The sequence below is a fragment of the Kistimonas ophiarachnellae genome (assembly GCF_057552235.1).
In genome coordinates this window covers 81,011-98,358 of sequence record NZ_BAAJPA010000012.1, presented here as the reverse complement: position 1 = coordinate 98,358, position 17,348 = coordinate 81,011, and the positions used below count along the sequence as shown (strand labels likewise).

Sequence of the window (17,348 nt, the reverse complement as noted above, 5' to 3'; positions counted from 1 at the left end):
GATAAGCAACCTGGAAGGTTGCTTATCGCATGCCTTTGTATCGCTGATTATCCGGTATTACGCATTCCCGCCGCGATACCTGCGATTGTCAACATCAGCGCCCGTTCAACGGATGGATTCACAGAATCCGGCTGATGCCTCGCACGGTACAGCAGCTCTGCCTGCAACACATGCAGCGGATCGGAATACGGATTGCGCAATGCAATCGCCTGACGCACCCAGGGATCCTGCTCCAGAAACGGGTGACCATCCTTGAGTTCAACCATCACAGCAACAGCATCAGCGAGCATCTGCCGAAGTTTCTGTCCCAGAGAGCGCAGATTTTCAGGCACCAGGCATTGCTCATAATATTCCGCGGTTTCCGCATCGGATTTCAGGTACACCATTTCCAGCAGCTCGAGCCGTGCCCGGAAAAAAGGCCACTGCCGGATCATTTCGGCCAATACTGCCTTATGGCCAGACTCAATCGCCCGACGCAATGCCACGCCGCTCCCCAGCCAGGCGGGCAGCATGAGACGACACTGTGTCCAGGCAAAGATCCAGGGAATGGCGCGCAGGCTTTCAACACCACCGTCCGGCCGACGTTTGGCAGGACGACTACCCAGTGGCAACTTACCCAGTTCCTGTTCCGGTGTCGCCGCACGGAAATAAGGGACAAAGTCCGGCTCTTCCCGGACAATGCCACGGTAAGTCGCCAGGGAATCCTGGGTCATCTGATCCATGAGTTTACGCCATGCAGGCTCGGGGGCAGGCGGCGGCAACAGCGTCGCTTCCAGTGTTGCACTGGCGTAGAGAGAGAGACTCTGCACCGCAATCGCCGGAAAACCAAACTTGAACCGGATCATCTCCCCCTGCTCCGTCACCCGCAGGTAACCGGCGACAGAGCCGGGGGGCTGGGACAGGATCGCGGCATGAGCCGGACCGCCGCCGCGTCCTACGGTTCCACCACGACCATGGAACAGTGTCAGACCAATGCCCGCTTTCTCACAGATAGCCGTTAACCCTTCCATCGCCCGGTATTGCGCCCAGGCAGCGGCCATCTGACCGGCATCCTTGGCTGAATCGGAGTATCCGATCATGACCATCTGGCGATTGCCGGCATAGGCCCGGTACCAGGGCAATGACAGCAGCGTCTGCATGGCAGTCTCGGCATGCTCAAGATCCGCCAGGGTTTCAAACAGCGGTGCAACCGGCATATTGAATCGGCAACCGGTTTCCCGCAGCAACAGAATGACGGACAAAACGTCTGAAGGTTCACGGGCCATGGAGATCACGTAAGATCCCAACCGTTCCTGCTTCTGGGTCGCAATCACGCGACAGGTATCCAACACTTCCTGTACGTCATCGGAAGGCTGCCAGTCCAGGGGGATTAATGGACGACGGTTGTCCAGCTCTGCCAGCAGAAACGCCTGACGCTCCTGCTCAGTCCATTGCGCATAATCCCCCAGCCCCAGGTATTGGGTCAGCTCAGACAGAACCCCCGTATGACGCGCGGCTTCCTGACGTATATCCAGCCTGACCAGCCCCAGTCCGAAACAGCGGGCACGGCGCAGGAGATCCAGTAATGGACCCCGGGCAATCACAGACAGCCCAACGTCGCACAGTGAGTCATAACAAAGCTGAAGGGGTGCAACTAACGCTTCATCACTCTCCAGGATACCGTCGTCTGACGCATCCCGCCCTGCTAGTTTCTGTTCGCAATAACGGCGTGTCGCCTTGAGGCGTTCCCGTAATTCCTTCAGCACCAGGCGATAAGGTTCGTGGCTGCCACGGGCCTGGTAACTCAGGTCCGGGGAGCACTCCGCCATTGACAGCTCACTGATCAATGGCTGCAGCTCCCGGAGAAACATGTCTGCCGCCATCCAGCGGCTCAGAAACAGCACCTCACGGGTCACCGCGGCCGTGACATTCGGGTTCCCGTCACGATCGCCGCCCATCCAGGAAGCAAACCGAACCGGCATGGCGTCCTGTGGCAGATGATAGCCGGTATATTGATGCAGTCGTTCATCCAGCTGCCGCAGGAACTCCGGCAACGCATGCCAGAGAGAGTGCTCTACCGTGGCATATCCCCATTTGGCTTCATCAACAGGCGTCGGCCGATGACTGCGAATTTCTTCGGTATGCCAGATCTGACCAATCAACTGCTCAAGGCGATTGACCAGTCGCTCACGCTCCCGCGGCAACAGGTCGGAATGCTCCATTTGCGTCAGGCACTCCGTAATTTCAGAGTGCTTCTGAATGACGGTTCTGCGAGTCACTTCCGTGGGGTGCGCCGTGAGCACCAGTTCAATGGTCATGGCGGCGACGCTGTCGCGGATCTGTTCTGGCGTAAACTGACGGGCTTTCAGGCGAACAAAGAGGTCATCCAGCGTATCGGGAACGCAAACATCCTGCTCACACTCACGCGACACGGTGTGAAACTGTTCCGCGATATTGGCAAGGTTAAGAAACTGGGTAAAAGCCCGGGTGACGGGCACCAGCTGGCTGTCATCGAGGTTTTTCAGCAAAGCCACCAGTTTTTCATGATCGGCCTCATTGCCTTCGCGGCCGGACTTGGACAAATGGCGGATCTGTTCGATCTGGTCAAGAAACTCGTCACCCAAATGTGCCTTGATGGTATTGCCCAGCAATTCTCCCATCAGGTGAACATTGCTTTTGAGTGCTGACTGCTCGCTGGTCATAAACCTTTTGTCCTGTACGGATTGGTTAACAAGTGCCACGAATTCAAGGAAACCCTTTGTAACCTGATCCAGCGGGTTTGCCAAGTCAATAAACATAACAACAGCAATCACAAAATCGCCCTCCATCAAATTTATGACCCTCTCACTGGCCTGTTATTCACCTCTTTCGGTAATCAGCTCAGAAAGACACGGCCATTCCTTTGGCAGCCACTCAATTCACAGAGCAGGGAACCATTCCGGCATTACGAACCATGATGGAGCGCATCATGAAAATACTACGCTAACACCCTTGCATATGAGTCGTTGAGGATTTGCATTTACCTCAAGCGCAAACGTTGATTTTGACTGGCGATTGACATGTAGAAACGTCTTCGAGGTCTATGTTTCTCTGCACACACTGTTATATGCCGTTGCAGGATGTATATCAAACACTCAACCAATTTTCCGGATATCAGATCCATTAATGTTATAGATATTACGCTTTCGTTTATATCTGACTGGCGACCGTTATAGTGGTCGATAATCGCAATGCTTGTCTTGCAGTAGTGTCAGTACCCCCTGACATCCAATGCTCACAAATTCATTTTTTACGACAGTATCTGTTTATTGTCTCTTAAGACAAACAAAAAGAACGACAATCATGGTCTACTCAAAAAAAAAAAAAAAAAAAAAAAAAAAAAAAAAAAAAAAAAAAAGCAAACCTCAGAAATTCAACCTGTCTAGAATAAACAATGACAAAACAACTTATAAAATAAATACCAATCAAGGAACTTTTTTATCACTGAAGAGACTAATAATTATGAGCGGAGTGAGCACCCTGTAACGTTCTGCATTGCCATTCACATAATGAAAAAAACACCTTTCATTATGATGTTTTTACTCCTGAACCTATATATAAGAGTGTCAAGCTGTGATTACAAAACCTGCAAATCAACCTCAATTAGACGAAAGTATAAGCAGTACTGCCTCTCAATGCATTAAACCTGCTGGCAGGAAAACCCGCTTTTCCCTCTGGCGGGTGACCAAAATGATGATGGTGGGCACTGGATTGCTACTGTCCGGTTTGGGAAAAGTAAATTCCCCCCTACATGAAAAAAGAGATGTAGCTAACCACCCTATGGGCAACCTGGTCTCAGCATTTCCTTCCAATAGCACGTCCAGCGATACTTGTTTATTCTACAACCCAGCTGCCCAGCCTGAGTTTGTCTGTGAAAAGGAATGTAGCTGGCTGGATTTCGATCACTTACCAGATGGAAAATGTAATTATGATGAAGATGCTTTGAAGGATATCGGACATTTATTTACAAACAACGATGACGAAAACTTATCGGCTACCAATCATGAACATCACCTTGGCAATAGTCAGAGCAATAACGACCCTGATGAAGTTATTCAAGATATTGCTCAGCTATTCAGTGATGACAATGACAAAAGCATCGAACACGAAATAAACCCACAACAATCACCTTTAATAAAGGATGATCAAGAAACAGCAGAAAATGCTTTGAACAGAGCAAATATATCTCACCAGAATTCTGTAAACCCAGATAATAAGACCGAGGAAGAGCCAGACAATAAAATCACAAAACCTGATACGCTTGATAGTATTAATGATGCTGTTGACCTGTTGTCAAAACTGCCTGTAAAGGAACAGGTAGTGGTTGCCGTTATTGACAGTGGCATTCATGACCATAAATTACTTAAACCTTATACAATACTACCCGGCTATGATTTCATCCCTGAACCTGAATGTGCCCATGATGGCGATGGCTACGATAATGACCCCACTTACGTAAATGATTTCCATGGACTGGCGGTAACAGGGCGTCTCTGTGGCGCAACGTATACGGGTCCTAACCGTGACCAGCTTCATAAAAGGATAGCGATATTACCCATAAGACTTTCGGACGGCCCTTGTAAAAAGAATAAAAATAAAGAAAACCATAAGGAAATGTATGTTAAAAAATATATTGATGCGATGAAGTGGGCTGCTGGACTGAAGGTTGAAAATATTCCTCTCAATCCAAATCCTGCCAAGGTTATCAATTTATCTGTTTTTTTTAAAGGGAATGGAACCTACGTTGATGCGCTATATGATACCGTAAGCATGCTTCATAATCGGGGTGTAACGATAATAACGTCTGGAGGCAATGCTCAAGATGAGAGTTATACGGTCCCCCGCTGTTCCAATGAGGTTATTACAGTGGCGGGATTGCAAACAGGCCATTTTCGAAATGCCCGGCAAAACATGGGATGTATCGACTTGGGGGCTAATTCCATGGGGAAGTATGTTCATCCGAATGATGCCACGGAATATTATTACCCTGAAATGGGGTCAAGTGGCGCAGCACCAACTGTTTCAATGACCGCTGCATTAATGTTGTCAATCAATAATGCGCTGAAACCTGAGGATATTCGATATTTATTAAAAAAATCGAGTGACCGTTTCCTTACCAGAACCTACCTTGAGGAGCAACGCCGGAAGGCGAACACCAACAAAGATTTTGATCACATGATAAAACTCTTTGAAGACCATGCGCTTTGTGACGATGAATTGTGCGGATCCGGGAATCTCAATATATTGAAAGCGTTAAAGATGTCTAAATATCTGGAATCCCTGCAGTCGCAGGCAAATTCGCTTCGCTGGGGTGCTGTTGCAGTTCTATTAATCAGCGCAGCCATTACCGTACCTGTTGCCAGGTCTATTACACGGGACATGAAACAAACATGTTGATAATTCCCTCTGAACATAAACTCTCGGTCAACCTTATACCTAGCCGGAATCGATATAAAACGATACGATCATAGATGTCAGGTTGGCTACCATTATCACCAGTCTGTAAATGGAAGTTTTTTTGCAGCGCCGACTGCCTTCTGTTCTTTATCTTTAACAATTCCCTGAGTTTCCGGACACTGAATACAGGCAACCTGAACAACAGATATGTAATCAGTCAAAATTAATCTCATATTCAGAATCCACCTCATAAATACTTCTTGGCATGAATCATGACAAAAGTAAGCTTGAGACATTAAACCTATCTGGAACAAACAATAACTGATTAACTTATAAAATAAACGCGTTCCAATGAACTTTTTTATCACTTAAGAGACTAATAATTATGAGCAGAGTAGGCACTCGGTAATTTCCCGTGTTGTCATTCACATAATGAAAACCACATCTTTCATTATTTTTTTCTCCTGAATCTATATAAGAGTGTCAAGCTGTGATTAAAAAACCTACAAATCAACATCTATCAGACAAAAGTATAAACAGCACTGCTGCTCAATGCATTAAACCTGCTGGCAGGAAAACCCGCTTTTCTCTCTGACAGGTGACCAAAATGATGATGGTGGGGACGGGATGGTTACTGTCAGGTTTGGGAAAGGTAAATCCTCCCCCTTATGCAAACAGGGATGTAGCTAATCCCTCTATGGGCAACCTGGTCTCAGCATTTCCTTCCAATAGCACATACAGCGATACCTGTTTATTCTATAACCCTGCTGAACAGCCTGAGTTTGTCTGCGAAAAGCAATGTAGCTGGCTGGATTTCGATAATTTACCGGATGAACAATGTAATTATGATGAGGATGCCTTGAAGGATATCAGGCATTTATTTACAAACAACTATGACCAAAGCCTATCGGCTGCCAATCATGAACATCACCATGGCAATAGTCAGAGCAACAACGACCCCGATGAAGTGATTCAAGATATCGCTCAGTTATTCAGTGATAACAATGACAAGAGCATCGAAAACGAAATAAAGCCACAACAACCACCTTTAATAAAAGATGGTCAAGAAACAGCTGAAAATACTTTAAAAAAAGAAAATATAGCTAACCAAAATTCTGCAAACCCAGATAATAAGACCGAGAAAAAGCCAGCCAATAAACTTAAAGAACCTGATACGCTTAATAGTATTAATGATATTGTTGATCTGTTGTCAAAATTGCCTGTAAAGGAACAGGTAGTGGTTGCCGTTCTTGACAGTGGCATTCATGACCATAAATTACTTAAACCTTATACAATACTACCCGGCTATGATTTCATTGCTGAATCCGAATGTGCCAATGATGGCAATGGCTACGACAATGACCCATCTGACGTAAATGATTACCATGGACTTTCGGTAACGGGGCGACTCTGTGGTGCAACGTATACTGGACCTAATCATGACCAGCTCCATAAAAGGATAGCTATCTTGCCCATTAGAATTTTTAGTGACCATTGTAAAAATAATAAACATGAAGAAATGAATTTTGAATTTTTTTAAAACAATCTATTGATGCGATGAAGTGGGCTGCTGGACTGAAGGTTGAAAACATTCCTATCAATCCAAATCCTGCCAAGGTTATAAATCTATCTATTGGCTTTCAAGGGAATAATTCACTCGTTAGTGCTCTATATGATACCGTAAGCATGCTTCATAAGCAGGGAGTAACAATAATAGCTTCTGGAGGGAATGATCAAGAAGAGAGTTATACTATCCTCCGCTGTTCCAATGAAGTTATTACAGTGGCGGGATTGGATAGAGGCAATTTTCGAAATGCCCTGCAAAACAAAGGGTGTATCGACTTAGGAGCTAATTCCGACGGGCAATATCTGCATCCTGATAATACTACGAAACTTCATCATCTTGAAATGGGGGCAAGTGGAGCAGCTCCGACCGTTTCAATGGCCGCAGCATTAATGTTGTCAATAAATAATTCGCTAAAACCTGACCAGATTCGATCTATATTAAAAAAATCAAGCTACCATTTCATTCCCAGATCCTTTCTTGAAATGCAACAGCAGAAGGCGAAAACAAACAAATACTTTGATGACTTTATCAAACTATATGAAGACCATACGCCTTGTGACCATAAGTTGTGCGGATCCGGACATCTTAATATGATGAAAGCTTTAGAGATGACTAAATATCTGGAATCCTTGCAATCGCAGGCAAATTTACTTCGCTGGGGTGCTGTTACAGTTCTATTAATCAGCGCAGCCATTAGCGTACCTGTTGCCAGGTCTATTACACGGGACATGAAAAAACACGTTGATAATTCCCTCTGAATATAAACTCTCGGTCAACCTTATACCTAGCCGGAATCGATATAAAACGATACGATCATAGATGTCTGGTTGGCTACCAATATCACCATACTCCAAATGGAAGGTTTTTTTGCAGTGCCAACACAGGTAACACTACCAACTGCCTTCAAAAAACACGCTATTTCTTTAGACAGAAAAAATGGATATCGACATTATTTCAAACCGTAAGCCCACCTCCTACTCATTCATACAGAACCACAACCATAAAAACTGTAGCCCTTAAAGCATTTGCATGAATACGAAAAATCGTTACCCCCCATTTTCAGCAATTGATGAAAACCAATAAAACACTCAACAAAAAAAAACGATTGAGATACTTATTTTCCAGTATGCCAATGCAGGTGGACTAACCCGCTAACAATATAAAAAAGTGGAGGCCGTTTTTGACGCAGGTCAACTGCATTTTTGATGTTTCTTACTATCATCTCCCGCCTGCAGCCAGCCTGCCCCGTTGCCCGACGATCCGATGCACCTCCCCACCTGGACCGCCTGACCGGCTGCAGTGACAGAGACCAAGGTTCGCCCGTGCAGCAGGTACCAGGCCGATATTCCCTCTTGAATATCCCGGCTGACCAGTATTGATCTACACAGGGTAATGGTTAATGAGTAACACTGAGGGTTCTCAGGACAAGGTGTCATGGGGCGGCTATGTCGCACTGGCATTCGCTGTCGTCTTCTTTTCCGGATTGATGAAATCCAACGAGTGGTGGGGAGTCTTCGACTTCACAACCCTGAACGGATCGTTTGGCAAACTGGTGTCCGGCGTTTCTGAAAATGCTGAGGGTGTCGTCACCGCAGCCGGCTCCACCTTCCGCGGTGCAGGCGGCAGCGGGGCCCGGGATGGCTTCATGTTTGCCCTGAGCCTCGTACCGACAGTCATGTTCGCACTGGCCATGGTGAACATCCTTGAGCATTACGGCGCCCTGAAAGCCGCCCGTCGTCTGATGACCCCGCTGCTCAAGCCGCTGATGGGCATTCCCGGTAATACCGGCCTGGCACTGATCGCCAGCCTCCAGAGCACCGACGCCGGCGCGTCCATGACCAAGTCCCTGATCGATAACAAGGACCTGACCGCCAAAGAAGCCGACGTGTTCACAGCCTTCCAGTTCTCGGCAGGTGCAATGATCGTCAACTTCTTCAGCTCAGGCGCCATCCTGTTCACTCTGACAGACGCGAATGGTGAACTGGCAGTACCCGCCTCTATCGGTCTCTGCTTCATGGTCATGCTCGTCTTCAAGGTCGTTGGCGCCAACCTGATGCGTTTGTACATCACCCTGACCGAAGACAAGAAGCAACCTACTGATCACACCGATATTAAGGGAGACGTCGCTCATGGCTGAACAGGCTAAGAAACCGATGATTACTGACGTCTTCGTTGAAGGCGCGCGCAAGGGCTGGGGTATCGCCACCTCCAGCACCATTCCCAACATCATGATGGCTTTCGTTATCATCAAGGCCCTGAACGTGACCAGCGCCATGGAGCTGATGGGCGCCCTGTTCGGCCCCGTCATGGCCCTGGTGGGACTGCCTGGTGAAGCAGCGACCGTGCTGATGGGCGCCTTTATGTCCATGGGCGGCGGAATTGGTGTGGCGGTCGGCCTGTTTTCCGATGGCATCCTGAACGGCACTCATCTGGCCATTCTGGCACCGGCGATCTACCTGATGGGCTCCCTGATTCAGTATGCCGGCCGGATTCTGGGCGTCATCGGCACCGATGCCCGCCGTTTTCCGATCCTGTTTGCTATCTGCCTGATTAACGCGTTTTTATCCATGTTCGTTATGAACATTCTTGTCTGAATAACCATAGAACTTACTGCAAGGGGCTAAAAGCCCCTTACAGTAACAATGCATAAAAAATCATTCTTACCGTTGGCCACTTCATCGAACTTCCAGCCATGATCAAAGTCTAAATGGGTATTGCCCTATACATTGTTAGCCAGAGTAACAGGGGGAATAGTGATGAAAACCCAAACCCCTACCAATAACACTGTCAGCCAACCAGCACCGAAACCACAATCAACAACTGGGCCGACAGGAAACAATCGGTCTTGTTTTAGACGGACTGTTGCGGTTGTTTCAACCCCTGTTGTCCATTTAATACTCAATATTTCCCTGGGCGCCTTGAAGGGATTCGAACGTGCAACAGAACCTGCTGAGTTACTGCTGGAATATGGGCAAAATCTCGGTGGCAAAGGCAGCTATACTGGCAAAATATTCGGTGTACTCGGTTTTTTTGTCGGCTTTATTGTGGGTATTGTGGTGGCTCCGGTAGGATTGCTGCTTGGTTTGGCCGAAGGCTTTGCACGTGGCGTGTACAAAATGCCGTCGGCATGTCAGAAAAGTTGTTTCCAGGGTTTCTCATATGCTGTGAAAGATACCATCAAACATTTCAGTATCTCAGGCTACAAAGTCGCCATCGTCGCCGCTGTAACATCACTCCTGCTTGCATCCTCTTTCATTGGCATGGCAGCGCTCATCGGCGGGGCTGCACTGGCAAGCCTTTTAGCCATCATCGAAATTCCCGCCTTCCTTTCCAGCCTCAGTCTTACTGCGCTCGCATACAGCTACTCATACAAATGTACTCCCATACCGATCAACGCTTCACAGACCAGATCCCACAAAGCGGCTTATACCCACACAACATTGGACTCAGCCGGTGGCTGAGATCCATCCTCGAGGCAGATAACCCTTCCCCAAAAAAGCAAAGCCACCGTCAACAATCTGACCTTTTATAAACAGCCTGAAAATCGCTGTTACCTGTTTCTGCCAAAAGTGTTGTTCGATTATATCCATCCACTGACCTCAGCGAACAGGCACGCTGGCCTGGTCTAAGATTGATGTAGTGATTGATGATCTGTTTCCTGGCTGTTCAACATGCCTGGAAGCGTAGCTGTACAGGGATGTATGTATGTTCTGGAAAACGCTTCTCTCCTTATTACTGGTCAGTCCGCTGGTTACTCATGCTGATGACCAAAACCCCGAGTACCCTTACCAGTATCACGCTGAATATTCAGCGGCTGCCCACCGAATAGACGATTACGGCAACCTTTGCCTGCATAACATCTCAATGAGTAATAGTGTCTGCCGTTACTTTCACGATGAATATCGCAATATGCTTGAGCGTCTTGATGCGATGCCCGACCACCTGATACAGGATTTCAGTGATCCCCTGGTGGAATGGAAAAACCTTTACGGTGCCCTGGAAAACGCCACTTCCGAGCAATATTGAACATTGCCCAAAACCTGAAACCTGATTTGGCAGGCCTAACGGTTTTTGCAGGACACCGTAGCCATTTCTACCAATCTGACCCGCCCTGGAAATGTAATACGATACAAAATTGACCAGTCTTAAGGTGTTTCGTTGACCCAGGTCATGTGTTGACCCAAAACAGACCCTCTAGACTGCCTCCCTGAATGTGATAGACCGGAAACACCATGACTGAAGTAAACACTACCGCCTGCAACTGCATGGACATCGGCACCCTGATCCAGGAAGAAGATACCGTTACGGAACTGACCATTAAAGCCGGCAGTCAACAGGAAGCGGAAGCCAGACTGGTCAAGCTGCAGGAACTGGCACACAGCATTGAAAGCGATCCCTGCACCATCAGCACACACATCACCCAGACCGACCTGGAAACCTGCATCCAGGCACGATTTGATTTTGTCTGCGCGGCCGAGAAACTGATTTTCGATATGCGGGCAACCGCTTACGCGTGATCCCCTGCCGTTATTGATCATGGCCATACTGTCGTAAAACTGATGCGACAGTATGGCTGTTTGAAATGCGGTTAACGAACGTTTGAAGCCACCCTGGGGTTGCGGCTTTTCTTTCGTGCCACAGGCGCTATGCGCTTACCCTGCAGACGCTTCATCCGGACAGTCTCTTCGCGACTGCTGTTGATATTCACGGGTACCGGTTCCAACCCTACCAATGCCGCAAGCGCATCCACTGTCGCCTGGTCGAGTTCAGCCCACTGCCCCTGGCGCAGGTGATCCGGAATGATCACACTCCCATAACGCACCCGCTTCAATCGGTTGACCGCCAGCTCCTGGGATTCCCACAACCGGCGCACTTCCCGGTTACGCCCTTCCAGCAGACAGACATGGAACCAGTGATTTCGGCCTTCGCCCCCACTGTCGACAATATCGGTGAATCGGGCCAGACCGTCTTCCAACTCTACCCCACGGAACATATTGCTGATCTTTTCCTGGGTGATATCCCCGAATACACGTACCGCATATTCGCGCTCAATCTGGTGGGAAGGGTGCATCAGGCGGTTAGCCAGTTCTCCATCCGTCGTGAACAGCAACAAACCGGAGGTATTGATATCCAGCCGGCCAACGTTGACCCAGCGTTCACCTTTCAGCTTGGGCAAACGGTCAAACACCGTCGGACGATTATCCGTACCCTGACGTGTACAGACTTCCCCTTCCGGCTTGTTATAGGCTAATACACGACGCGTTTTAGTTGTCTGGCACTTAACCTGGCGCCCATCTACACGGATATCTTCTGCACCAGACACCCTGACTCCCAGGGTTGCCTTGTCGCCATTGACCGTGACACGGCCATCCGCAATCCAGCCTTCGATTTCACGCCGGGAACCCAGTCCCTGGCGGGCCAATAACTTCTGCAACCGCTCACCTTCAACAGGCGACTCGATTTCTTTGGTATCTGTCATAATCATTACTGCTATCAAAACAAGACCGGGGTTCCGGCATCAGGCCGAAAACCCCGGTCAATTTTCTTTAAGGTTACTCGATGTCAGTCTTTCAGGTCAGCGACAGAAGAGTCTTCTTCATCCTGTTCTGGCGCGTCATCAGAGGACTGGATTCCATCACCGTCGTCGTGTGTATCATAGGTTATCTCGACATGGACTGCTTCATCCGTGTCACCCCCGTCATCCGCATCATGAACCTCATCATGATCACGGGGATCAAAATCGGTAAAGGTGGTTTTCAGGCCGGTTTCAAGGTCATCGAGCTCTGCAAAGAGGCGCTCAACATTTTTCTCACTCTCTTCCTGAAACTGCTGGGCAACTTCCACCATCGACCCTGAAGCACTCTCCTGCTCAGCGCCAGTGACTTCGGCACGACTCTCTTCCTCAGCCAACCCCTGCAATGCCTGCTGGGCCGCTTCTGGCAGTTCCACCGCACCGCCTTCCAGTGACGCTGCCATTTCATCCAGGTTCCGGATTTCGCTGAGCGGCGGTAATTCGTCGAGGTTCTGCAGATTGAAGTAATCCAAAAACTGCCGGGTAGTGGCAAACATCGCCGGTCGGCCAGGCACATCGCGGTGGCCCACAATACGCACCCAGTCCCGTTCCTGCAAGGTGCGCATAATATTGGAACTCACACTAACGCCACGGATGTCTTCGATTTCGCCCCGGGTGATCGGCTGCCGATAGGCAACCAGTGCCAGGGTTTCCAGCATAGCCCGGGTGTAACGCTGGGGTTTTTCTTCCCAGAGCCGTCCCACCCAGGGACTCAACGCCTGTCGCACCTGGAAGCGCCAGCCACTGGCAATTTCCTTCAGTTCAAACCCCCGCCCTTCGCAGTCGGCAGCAATCGCTTCCAACGCCGCCTTGAGGGTGGGTTTATCCGGACGCTTATGCTCATCAAACAAATGGGCAAGCTGCTCCAGGTTCATCGGTTTGCCCGCCGCCAGCAGGGCGCCTTCCAGAATCAGTTTTACCGATGGCTCTTCGTTGCTCATTCCGTGCGTGCCTTGACATGAATGGGACCAAAGGGCTCGGTCTGAACCAGCTCGACCAGAGATTCTTTTATTAATTCCATAATAGCCAGAAATGTCACAACCACACCCAGTCGCCCTTCCGAGACGGTGAACAGGGCCACAAACGGGGTAAAACCATCCGATTTCAGTCGGCTCAAAACCTGCGCCATACGTTCACGGGTAGAAAGTGCTTCACGCTCAATATGATGATCTTCAAACAGGTCAGCACGCCCAAGCACTTCTGATAACGCCAGCAGTACTTCACGAAGATCCACATCCGGATGCACTTTCTGCGTTTCCAGCCTGGGCGGCTCCGCACTGGCCAGGTAAAAATCCCGCCCCTGACGCGGAATGCTGTCCAGATCCTCTGCCGCAGTCTTGAAGCGTTCATATTCCTGCAAGCGGCGGATCAGTTCTGCCCGGGGATCTTCTTCCTCGTCATCCACCTGGGTTTGACGAGGCAGCAACATACGGGATTTGATTTCTGCCAGCGTCGCTGCCATCACCAGGTATTCTGCCGCCAGCTCAAACTGGCTTGCCTGCATCAGTTCTACATAACTCATATATTGCCGGGTAATTTCTGCCACCGGCATTTCAAGAATATCGACGTTGTTTCGCTTGATCAGGTACAGCAGAAGATCCAGCGGTCCCTCAAAGGCTTCCAGAAAAACTTCGAGGGCTTCCGGCGGAATATAAAGATCATCCGGCAACTTGCTGAGTACTTCACCACGGAACACGGCCAAGCGTACGCTTTGCTCAAGCGCACCTTCCACCGTTTCCACAGGAAGTTCATTGGCCTTCACCTGTTCACCCGGCGTTGCCGATTGATCGATCGTTTCCGCATCCATACTCATATCCTAACGGTAAGCCAGTCCCATAGCCTCGCGCACATCCTTGAGGGTATCCTGCGCTTCATCGCGCGCACGTTCATTGCCTTCAGCAATAATGCCCTGCACTTCATCCAGGTTGTCTTCCAGATCCGCAATCCGCAGGCGAATCGGCTCAACCTCACTGATTACCTGTTCAATGACCGGTTGCTTGCAGTCCACACAACCGATCCCTGCATTACGACAACCCGACTGCACCCATTCACGGGTCTTCTCATCAGAATAGGCCTTATGGAAATTCCACACCGGACAATGTTCCGGCTCACCCGGATCATTGCGACGAACCCGGGCAGGATCAGTTGGCATACGACGAATCTTTTCTGCCACAGTATCGCTGTCATCGCGAAGACCAATGGTATTACCCAGGGACTTCGACATTTTCTGACCGTCCAGCCCCGGCATCTTTGCCATGGGCGTCAACAGGGCATGCGCCTCAGGCAGAATCATCTTGCCGGTTCCTTCAAGATAACCCAGCAGGCGCTCCTGGTCACCCAACGTGATATTCTGCTGTTCTTTCAACAGTGCCTGCGCGGTTTCCAATGCCTCATGATCGCCGTTTTCAAGGTACGCTTTGCGCAGGTTGCGATACATTTTTTCCTGCTTGCGTCCCATCTTGCCAATCGCCTGCTCGGCAATGGTTTCAAAACCGGGTTCACGCCCATAAAGATGATTAAACCGACGGGCGATTTCCCGGGTTATCTCCACATGGCTTTCCTGGTCGGCACCTACCGGCACCAGGCCTGCGCGATATATCAGAATATCCGCACTCTGCAGCAACGGATATCCCAGGAAACCATAGGTCGACAAATCCCGCTCTCGCAACTTTTCCTGCTGGTCTTTATAACTGGGCACACGCTCCAGCCATGACAAGGGTGTCATCATGGATAACAGCAGGTGCAACTCGGCATGTTCCGGCACCTTTGACTGAACAAACAACGTTGCCTGCCCCGGATTGATGCCAACCGCCAGCCAGTCCACCACCATTTCAAGCACATGGCTCTCGATATCACCGGGATTATCGTAATGCGTCGTCAGGGCATGCCAGTCCGCCACAAAAAAGAAGCAGTCATACTGGTGCTGAAGCGTCAGCCAGTTTTTCAACACACCGTGATAATGGCCGAGGTGCAACTGTCCGGTCGGCCGCATGCCTGATAATACCCGCGAACCGGGGTCTGTGGCGCTCAAAAGGTTCTCCAGAAAGTCCGTTTATTTTTCAGTCAGTTCTAATAACGTGAGAGTGTATCCGGTTTTGAAAGTTCCGGATATGCCGGAACGCCGCAGAACAGAACTCAGTCCACCAGCTCGGTCGTATCCTCCTTGCCATGACGCAGAATCTCCGGGACATCTTCAACCAGGCTGACGACGCTGGTTGCTTCCATACCGCAGAAACCGCCATCAATCACCAGGTCAACCTGATGCTCCAGCACCTGGCGAATCTCATAGGGATCTATCAGCGGATAGTCATCCCCCGGCAGGATCAGCGTGCTACTGACCAGCGGTTCCCCCAGCTCTGCCAACAGGGCCTGGGCAATTGCACTGTCAGGCACCCGGATACCAATGGTGCGACGCTTGGGATGCAACACCAGCCTTGGCACCTGGCTGGTAGCCTTCAGAATGAATGTCCAGGCGCCGGGGGTTTTGCTTTTCAGGAAACGGTAGGCGCTGTTTTCCACTTTGGCATAAGTGGCCAACTCGGAAAGGTCACGACAGACCAGGGTGAAGTTATGCCGGTCTGACAACTGACGGATACGGCGAATACGCTCAATCGCCTTTTTTTCACCAATACGACACCCCAGGGCATAGGCGGAATCCGTAGGGTAAACAATCACACCGCCATCGCGAACGATATCAACCGCCTGACGGACCAGGCGCGCCTGGGGATTTTCTGAGTGAATTTGAAAAAACTGGCTCACGGCAAGGTTTCAATCTGTGAAAGGAGAATGGCGATTATAAGCCAACTCCCGAAGCAACCGGTAAGACTCTGTCATCAAAAAGTTCCCACACCGGCTGACAATTTTCAGGAACAGGCCCCAGTCGCCCCAACTCGATCCGGTCTGACCACGGACCATGAAAGTCACTGCCCAGCGAGGCCGCCAAATGGTATTTACCGCACAATTGCGCCAGCTTGTCACGCTCACCCCACGGCTGCAGACAACCCACCACTTCCATGGCAAGGCCGCCCGCTTTGGCAAAGTCTTCGATGAGCGCCTGCAGTTTCATCCCGGTCAGTTTGTATTTGCCGGGATGCGCCAGTACCGGCACACCGCCCCAGCTGCGAATCCAGTCCACAACCGTTGACAGGTGAGGCCAGTGAGATTTTGCGTTACCGAGATGTTTATTACCAAGATACTTCTTGAAGGCCGCCTCACGGTGAGGCACCACACCCTCCTGAACCAACCAGTCGGCAAAATGAGGCCGACCAATTTGCAGCTCATCCGGGCCTGGCACAAAATCTGAACTGGCTGCAAGCTGGGTCTCTCTGGCCAACGTCATTGCGCCGGTCAGCAACTGTTCTGCCGTCACCTGTGACAACCGCTTTGCCACCTTTTCGGCAATGCGCTCACAACGCTGCCAGCGGGCCTGATGCTGACGTGCCAGACACTCATCGACGCCAGGTTCAGATAGCAAAAAACCCAGACCGACCACATGAATTTCCTGATTACCCCACACACAGGACAATTCCGTACCAGCAATCAATGTCAACCCATGCGCCTCTTCACGGGATAACAGATGCCGGACGCCAGCTACCGTGTCATGATCCGTCACTGCCAGCAGATCCACCCCCTGTTCCCGGGCGCGGGCCAGCAGCTGCCCCGGTGAAAGGACACCATCCGAGGCAGTAGTATGACAATGCAGGTCAGCACGACTATACATCTGTGTTCTTTATCCTGACGAAGACACCCAGTAAACTAGATCTTTTGATCCAACCTTGCCGTTACAGTTCAACG

The 17,348-nt window shown here is 49.9% G+C and carries 15 protein-coding genes; 8 read left to right on the top strand and 7 right to left on the bottom strand.

Going from position 1 to position 17,348, the window contains the following annotated elements:
• Positions 1–47 precede the first annotated feature (47 nt).
• Entirely contained in the window at positions 48–2,681 is a 2,634-nt protein-coding gene (gene ppc / locus AC27K1_RS15695) for a phosphoenolpyruvate carboxylase (RefSeq protein ID WP_487151764.1), read from the bottom strand.
• A gap of 910 nt (positions 2,682–3,591) precedes the next feature.
• Here ppc and AC27K1_RS15690 point away from each other — a divergent pair.
• The 8 genes from AC27K1_RS15690 (at position 3,592) to AC27K1_RS15655 (ending at position 11,499) form a co-directional block, all read left to right on the top strand.
• A complete protein-coding gene (locus AC27K1_RS15690; RefSeq protein ID WP_487151763.1) occupies positions 3,592–5,415 on the top strand; it encodes a S8 family serine peptidase in 1,824 nt (607 codons plus the stop codon).
• A 607-nt stretch (positions 5,416–6,022) separates the two neighbouring features.
• Entirely contained in the window at positions 6,023–6,955 is a 933-nt protein-coding gene (locus tag AC27K1_RS15685) for a S8 family serine peptidase (protein ID WP_487151762.1), read from the top strand.
• Between the two features lie 17 nt (positions 6,956–6,972).
• Positions 6,973–7,740: a S8 family serine peptidase gene (locus AC27K1_RS15680; protein ID WP_487151761.1), complete on the top strand. Its 768-nt coding sequence runs from the start codon at positions 6,973–6,975 to the stop codon at positions 7,738–7,740.
• A gap of 641 nt (positions 7,741–8,381) precedes the next feature.
• Entirely contained in the window at positions 8,382–9,119 is a 738-nt protein-coding gene (locus AC27K1_RS15675) for a nucleoside recognition domain-containing protein (protein ID WP_487151760.1), read from the top strand.
• A complete protein-coding gene (locus AC27K1_RS15670; RefSeq protein ID WP_487151759.1) occupies positions 9,112–9,576 on the top strand; it encodes a YjiG family protein in 465 nt (154 codons plus the stop codon). Before AC27K1_RS15675 ends, AC27K1_RS15670 begins: the two co-directional genes overlap by 8 nt.
• 162 nt (positions 9,577–9,738) lie before the next feature.
• Complete coding sequence (locus tag AC27K1_RS15665) at positions 9,739–10,443, top strand: hypothetical protein (protein ID WP_487151758.1); 705 nt, start codon at positions 9,739–9,741, stop codon at positions 10,441–10,443.
• A gap of 244 nt (positions 10,444–10,687) precedes the next feature.
• On the top strand, positions 10,688–11,008 hold the full coding sequence (locus AC27K1_RS15660; RefSeq protein ID WP_487151757.1) for a hypothetical protein: 321 nt from the start codon (positions 10,688–10,690) through the stop codon (positions 11,006–11,008).
• A gap of 206 nt (positions 11,009–11,214) precedes the next feature.
• Positions 11,215–11,499 carry a DUF406 family protein gene (locus AC27K1_RS15655; RefSeq protein WP_487151756.1) on the top strand — a complete coding sequence of 95 codons (285 nt, stop codon included), beginning with the start codon at positions 11,215–11,217 and terminating at the stop codon, positions 11,497–11,499.
• Between the two features lie 71 nt (positions 11,500–11,570).
• Here the strand turns inward: AC27K1_RS15655 and rluB are convergent, their stop codons facing one another.
• The 6 genes from rluB to AC27K1_RS15625 form a co-directional block, all read right to left on the bottom strand.
• On the bottom strand, positions 11,571–12,461 hold the full coding sequence (gene rluB, locus AC27K1_RS15650; RefSeq protein ID WP_487151755.1) for a 23S rRNA pseudouridine(2605) synthase RluB: 891 nt from the start codon (positions 12,459–12,461) through the stop codon (positions 11,571–11,573).
• Positions 12,462–12,544: 83 nt separating this feature from the next.
• Positions 12,545–13,495, bottom strand: a complete 951-nt coding sequence (gene scpB, locus AC27K1_RS15645) for an SMC-Scp complex subunit ScpB (protein ID WP_487151754.1) — start codon at positions 13,493–13,495, stop codon at positions 12,545–12,547.
• A complete protein-coding gene (locus AC27K1_RS15640; protein ID WP_487151753.1) occupies positions 13,492–14,361 on the bottom strand; it encodes a segregation and condensation protein A in 870 nt (289 codons plus the stop codon). Before AC27K1_RS15640 ends, scpB begins: the two co-directional genes overlap by 4 nt.
• 9 nt (positions 14,362–14,370) lie before the next feature.
• Positions 14,371–15,585, bottom strand: coding sequence for a tryptophan--tRNA ligase (locus AC27K1_RS15635; RefSeq protein WP_487151752.1), 1,215 nt, complete (start codon positions 15,583–15,585; stop codon positions 14,371–14,373).
• Between the two features lie 104 nt (positions 15,586–15,689).
• Complete coding sequence (locus AC27K1_RS15630) at positions 15,690–16,313, bottom strand: L-threonylcarbamoyladenylate synthase (protein ID WP_487151751.1); 624 nt, start codon at positions 16,311–16,313, stop codon at positions 15,690–15,692.
• Positions 16,314–16,347: 34 nt separating this feature from the next.
• The gene (locus AC27K1_RS15625; protein ID WP_487151750.1) at positions 16,348–17,274 is read right to left on the bottom strand and encodes a PHP domain-containing protein; all 927 of its coding nucleotides are present in this window, start codon (positions 17,272–17,274) and stop codon (positions 16,348–16,350) included.
• Positions 17,275–17,348: the final 74 nt, after the last annotated feature.

Coding starts and splice junctions, on each gene's coding strand:
- ppc (WP_487151764.1), bottom strand. CDS start 2,681: ATGACCAGCGAGCAGTCAGCACTCAAAAGCAATGTTCACCTGATGGGA.
- AC27K1_RS15685 (WP_487151762.1), top strand. CDS start 6,023: ATGATGATGGTGGGGACGGGATGGTTACTGTCAGGTTTGGGAAAGGTA.
- AC27K1_RS15680 (WP_487151761.1), top strand. CDS start 6,973: ATGAAGTGGGCTGCTGGACTGAAGGTTGAAAACATTCCTATCAATCCA.
- AC27K1_RS15675 (WP_487151760.1), top strand. CDS start 8,382: ATGAGTAACACTGAGGGTTCTCAGGACAAGGTGTCATGGGGCGGCTAT.
- AC27K1_RS15670 (WP_487151759.1), top strand. CDS start 9,112: ATGGCTGAACAGGCTAAGAAACCGATGATTACTGACGTCTTCGTTGAA.
- AC27K1_RS15665 (WP_487151758.1), top strand. CDS start 9,739: ATGAAAACCCAAACCCCTACCAATAACACTGTCAGCCAACCAGCACCG.
- AC27K1_RS15660 (WP_487151757.1), top strand. CDS start 10,688: ATGTTCTGGAAAACGCTTCTCTCCTTATTACTGGTCAGTCCGCTGGTT.
- AC27K1_RS15655 (WP_487151756.1), top strand. CDS start 11,215: ATGACTGAAGTAAACACTACCGCCTGCAACTGCATGGACATCGGCACC.
- rluB (WP_487151755.1), bottom strand. CDS start 12,461: ATGACAGATACCAAAGAAATCGAGTCGCCTGTTGAAGGTGAGCGGTTG.
- scpB (WP_487151754.1), bottom strand. CDS start 13,495: ATGAGCAACGAAGAGCCATCGGTAAAACTGATTCTGGAAGGCGCCCTG.
- AC27K1_RS15640 (WP_487151753.1), bottom strand. CDS start 14,361: ATGGATGCGGAAACGATCGATCAATCGGCAACGCCGGGTGAACAGGTG.
- AC27K1_RS15625 (WP_487151750.1), bottom strand. CDS start 17,274: ATGTATAGTCGTGCTGACCTGCATTGTCATACTACTGCCTCGGATGGT.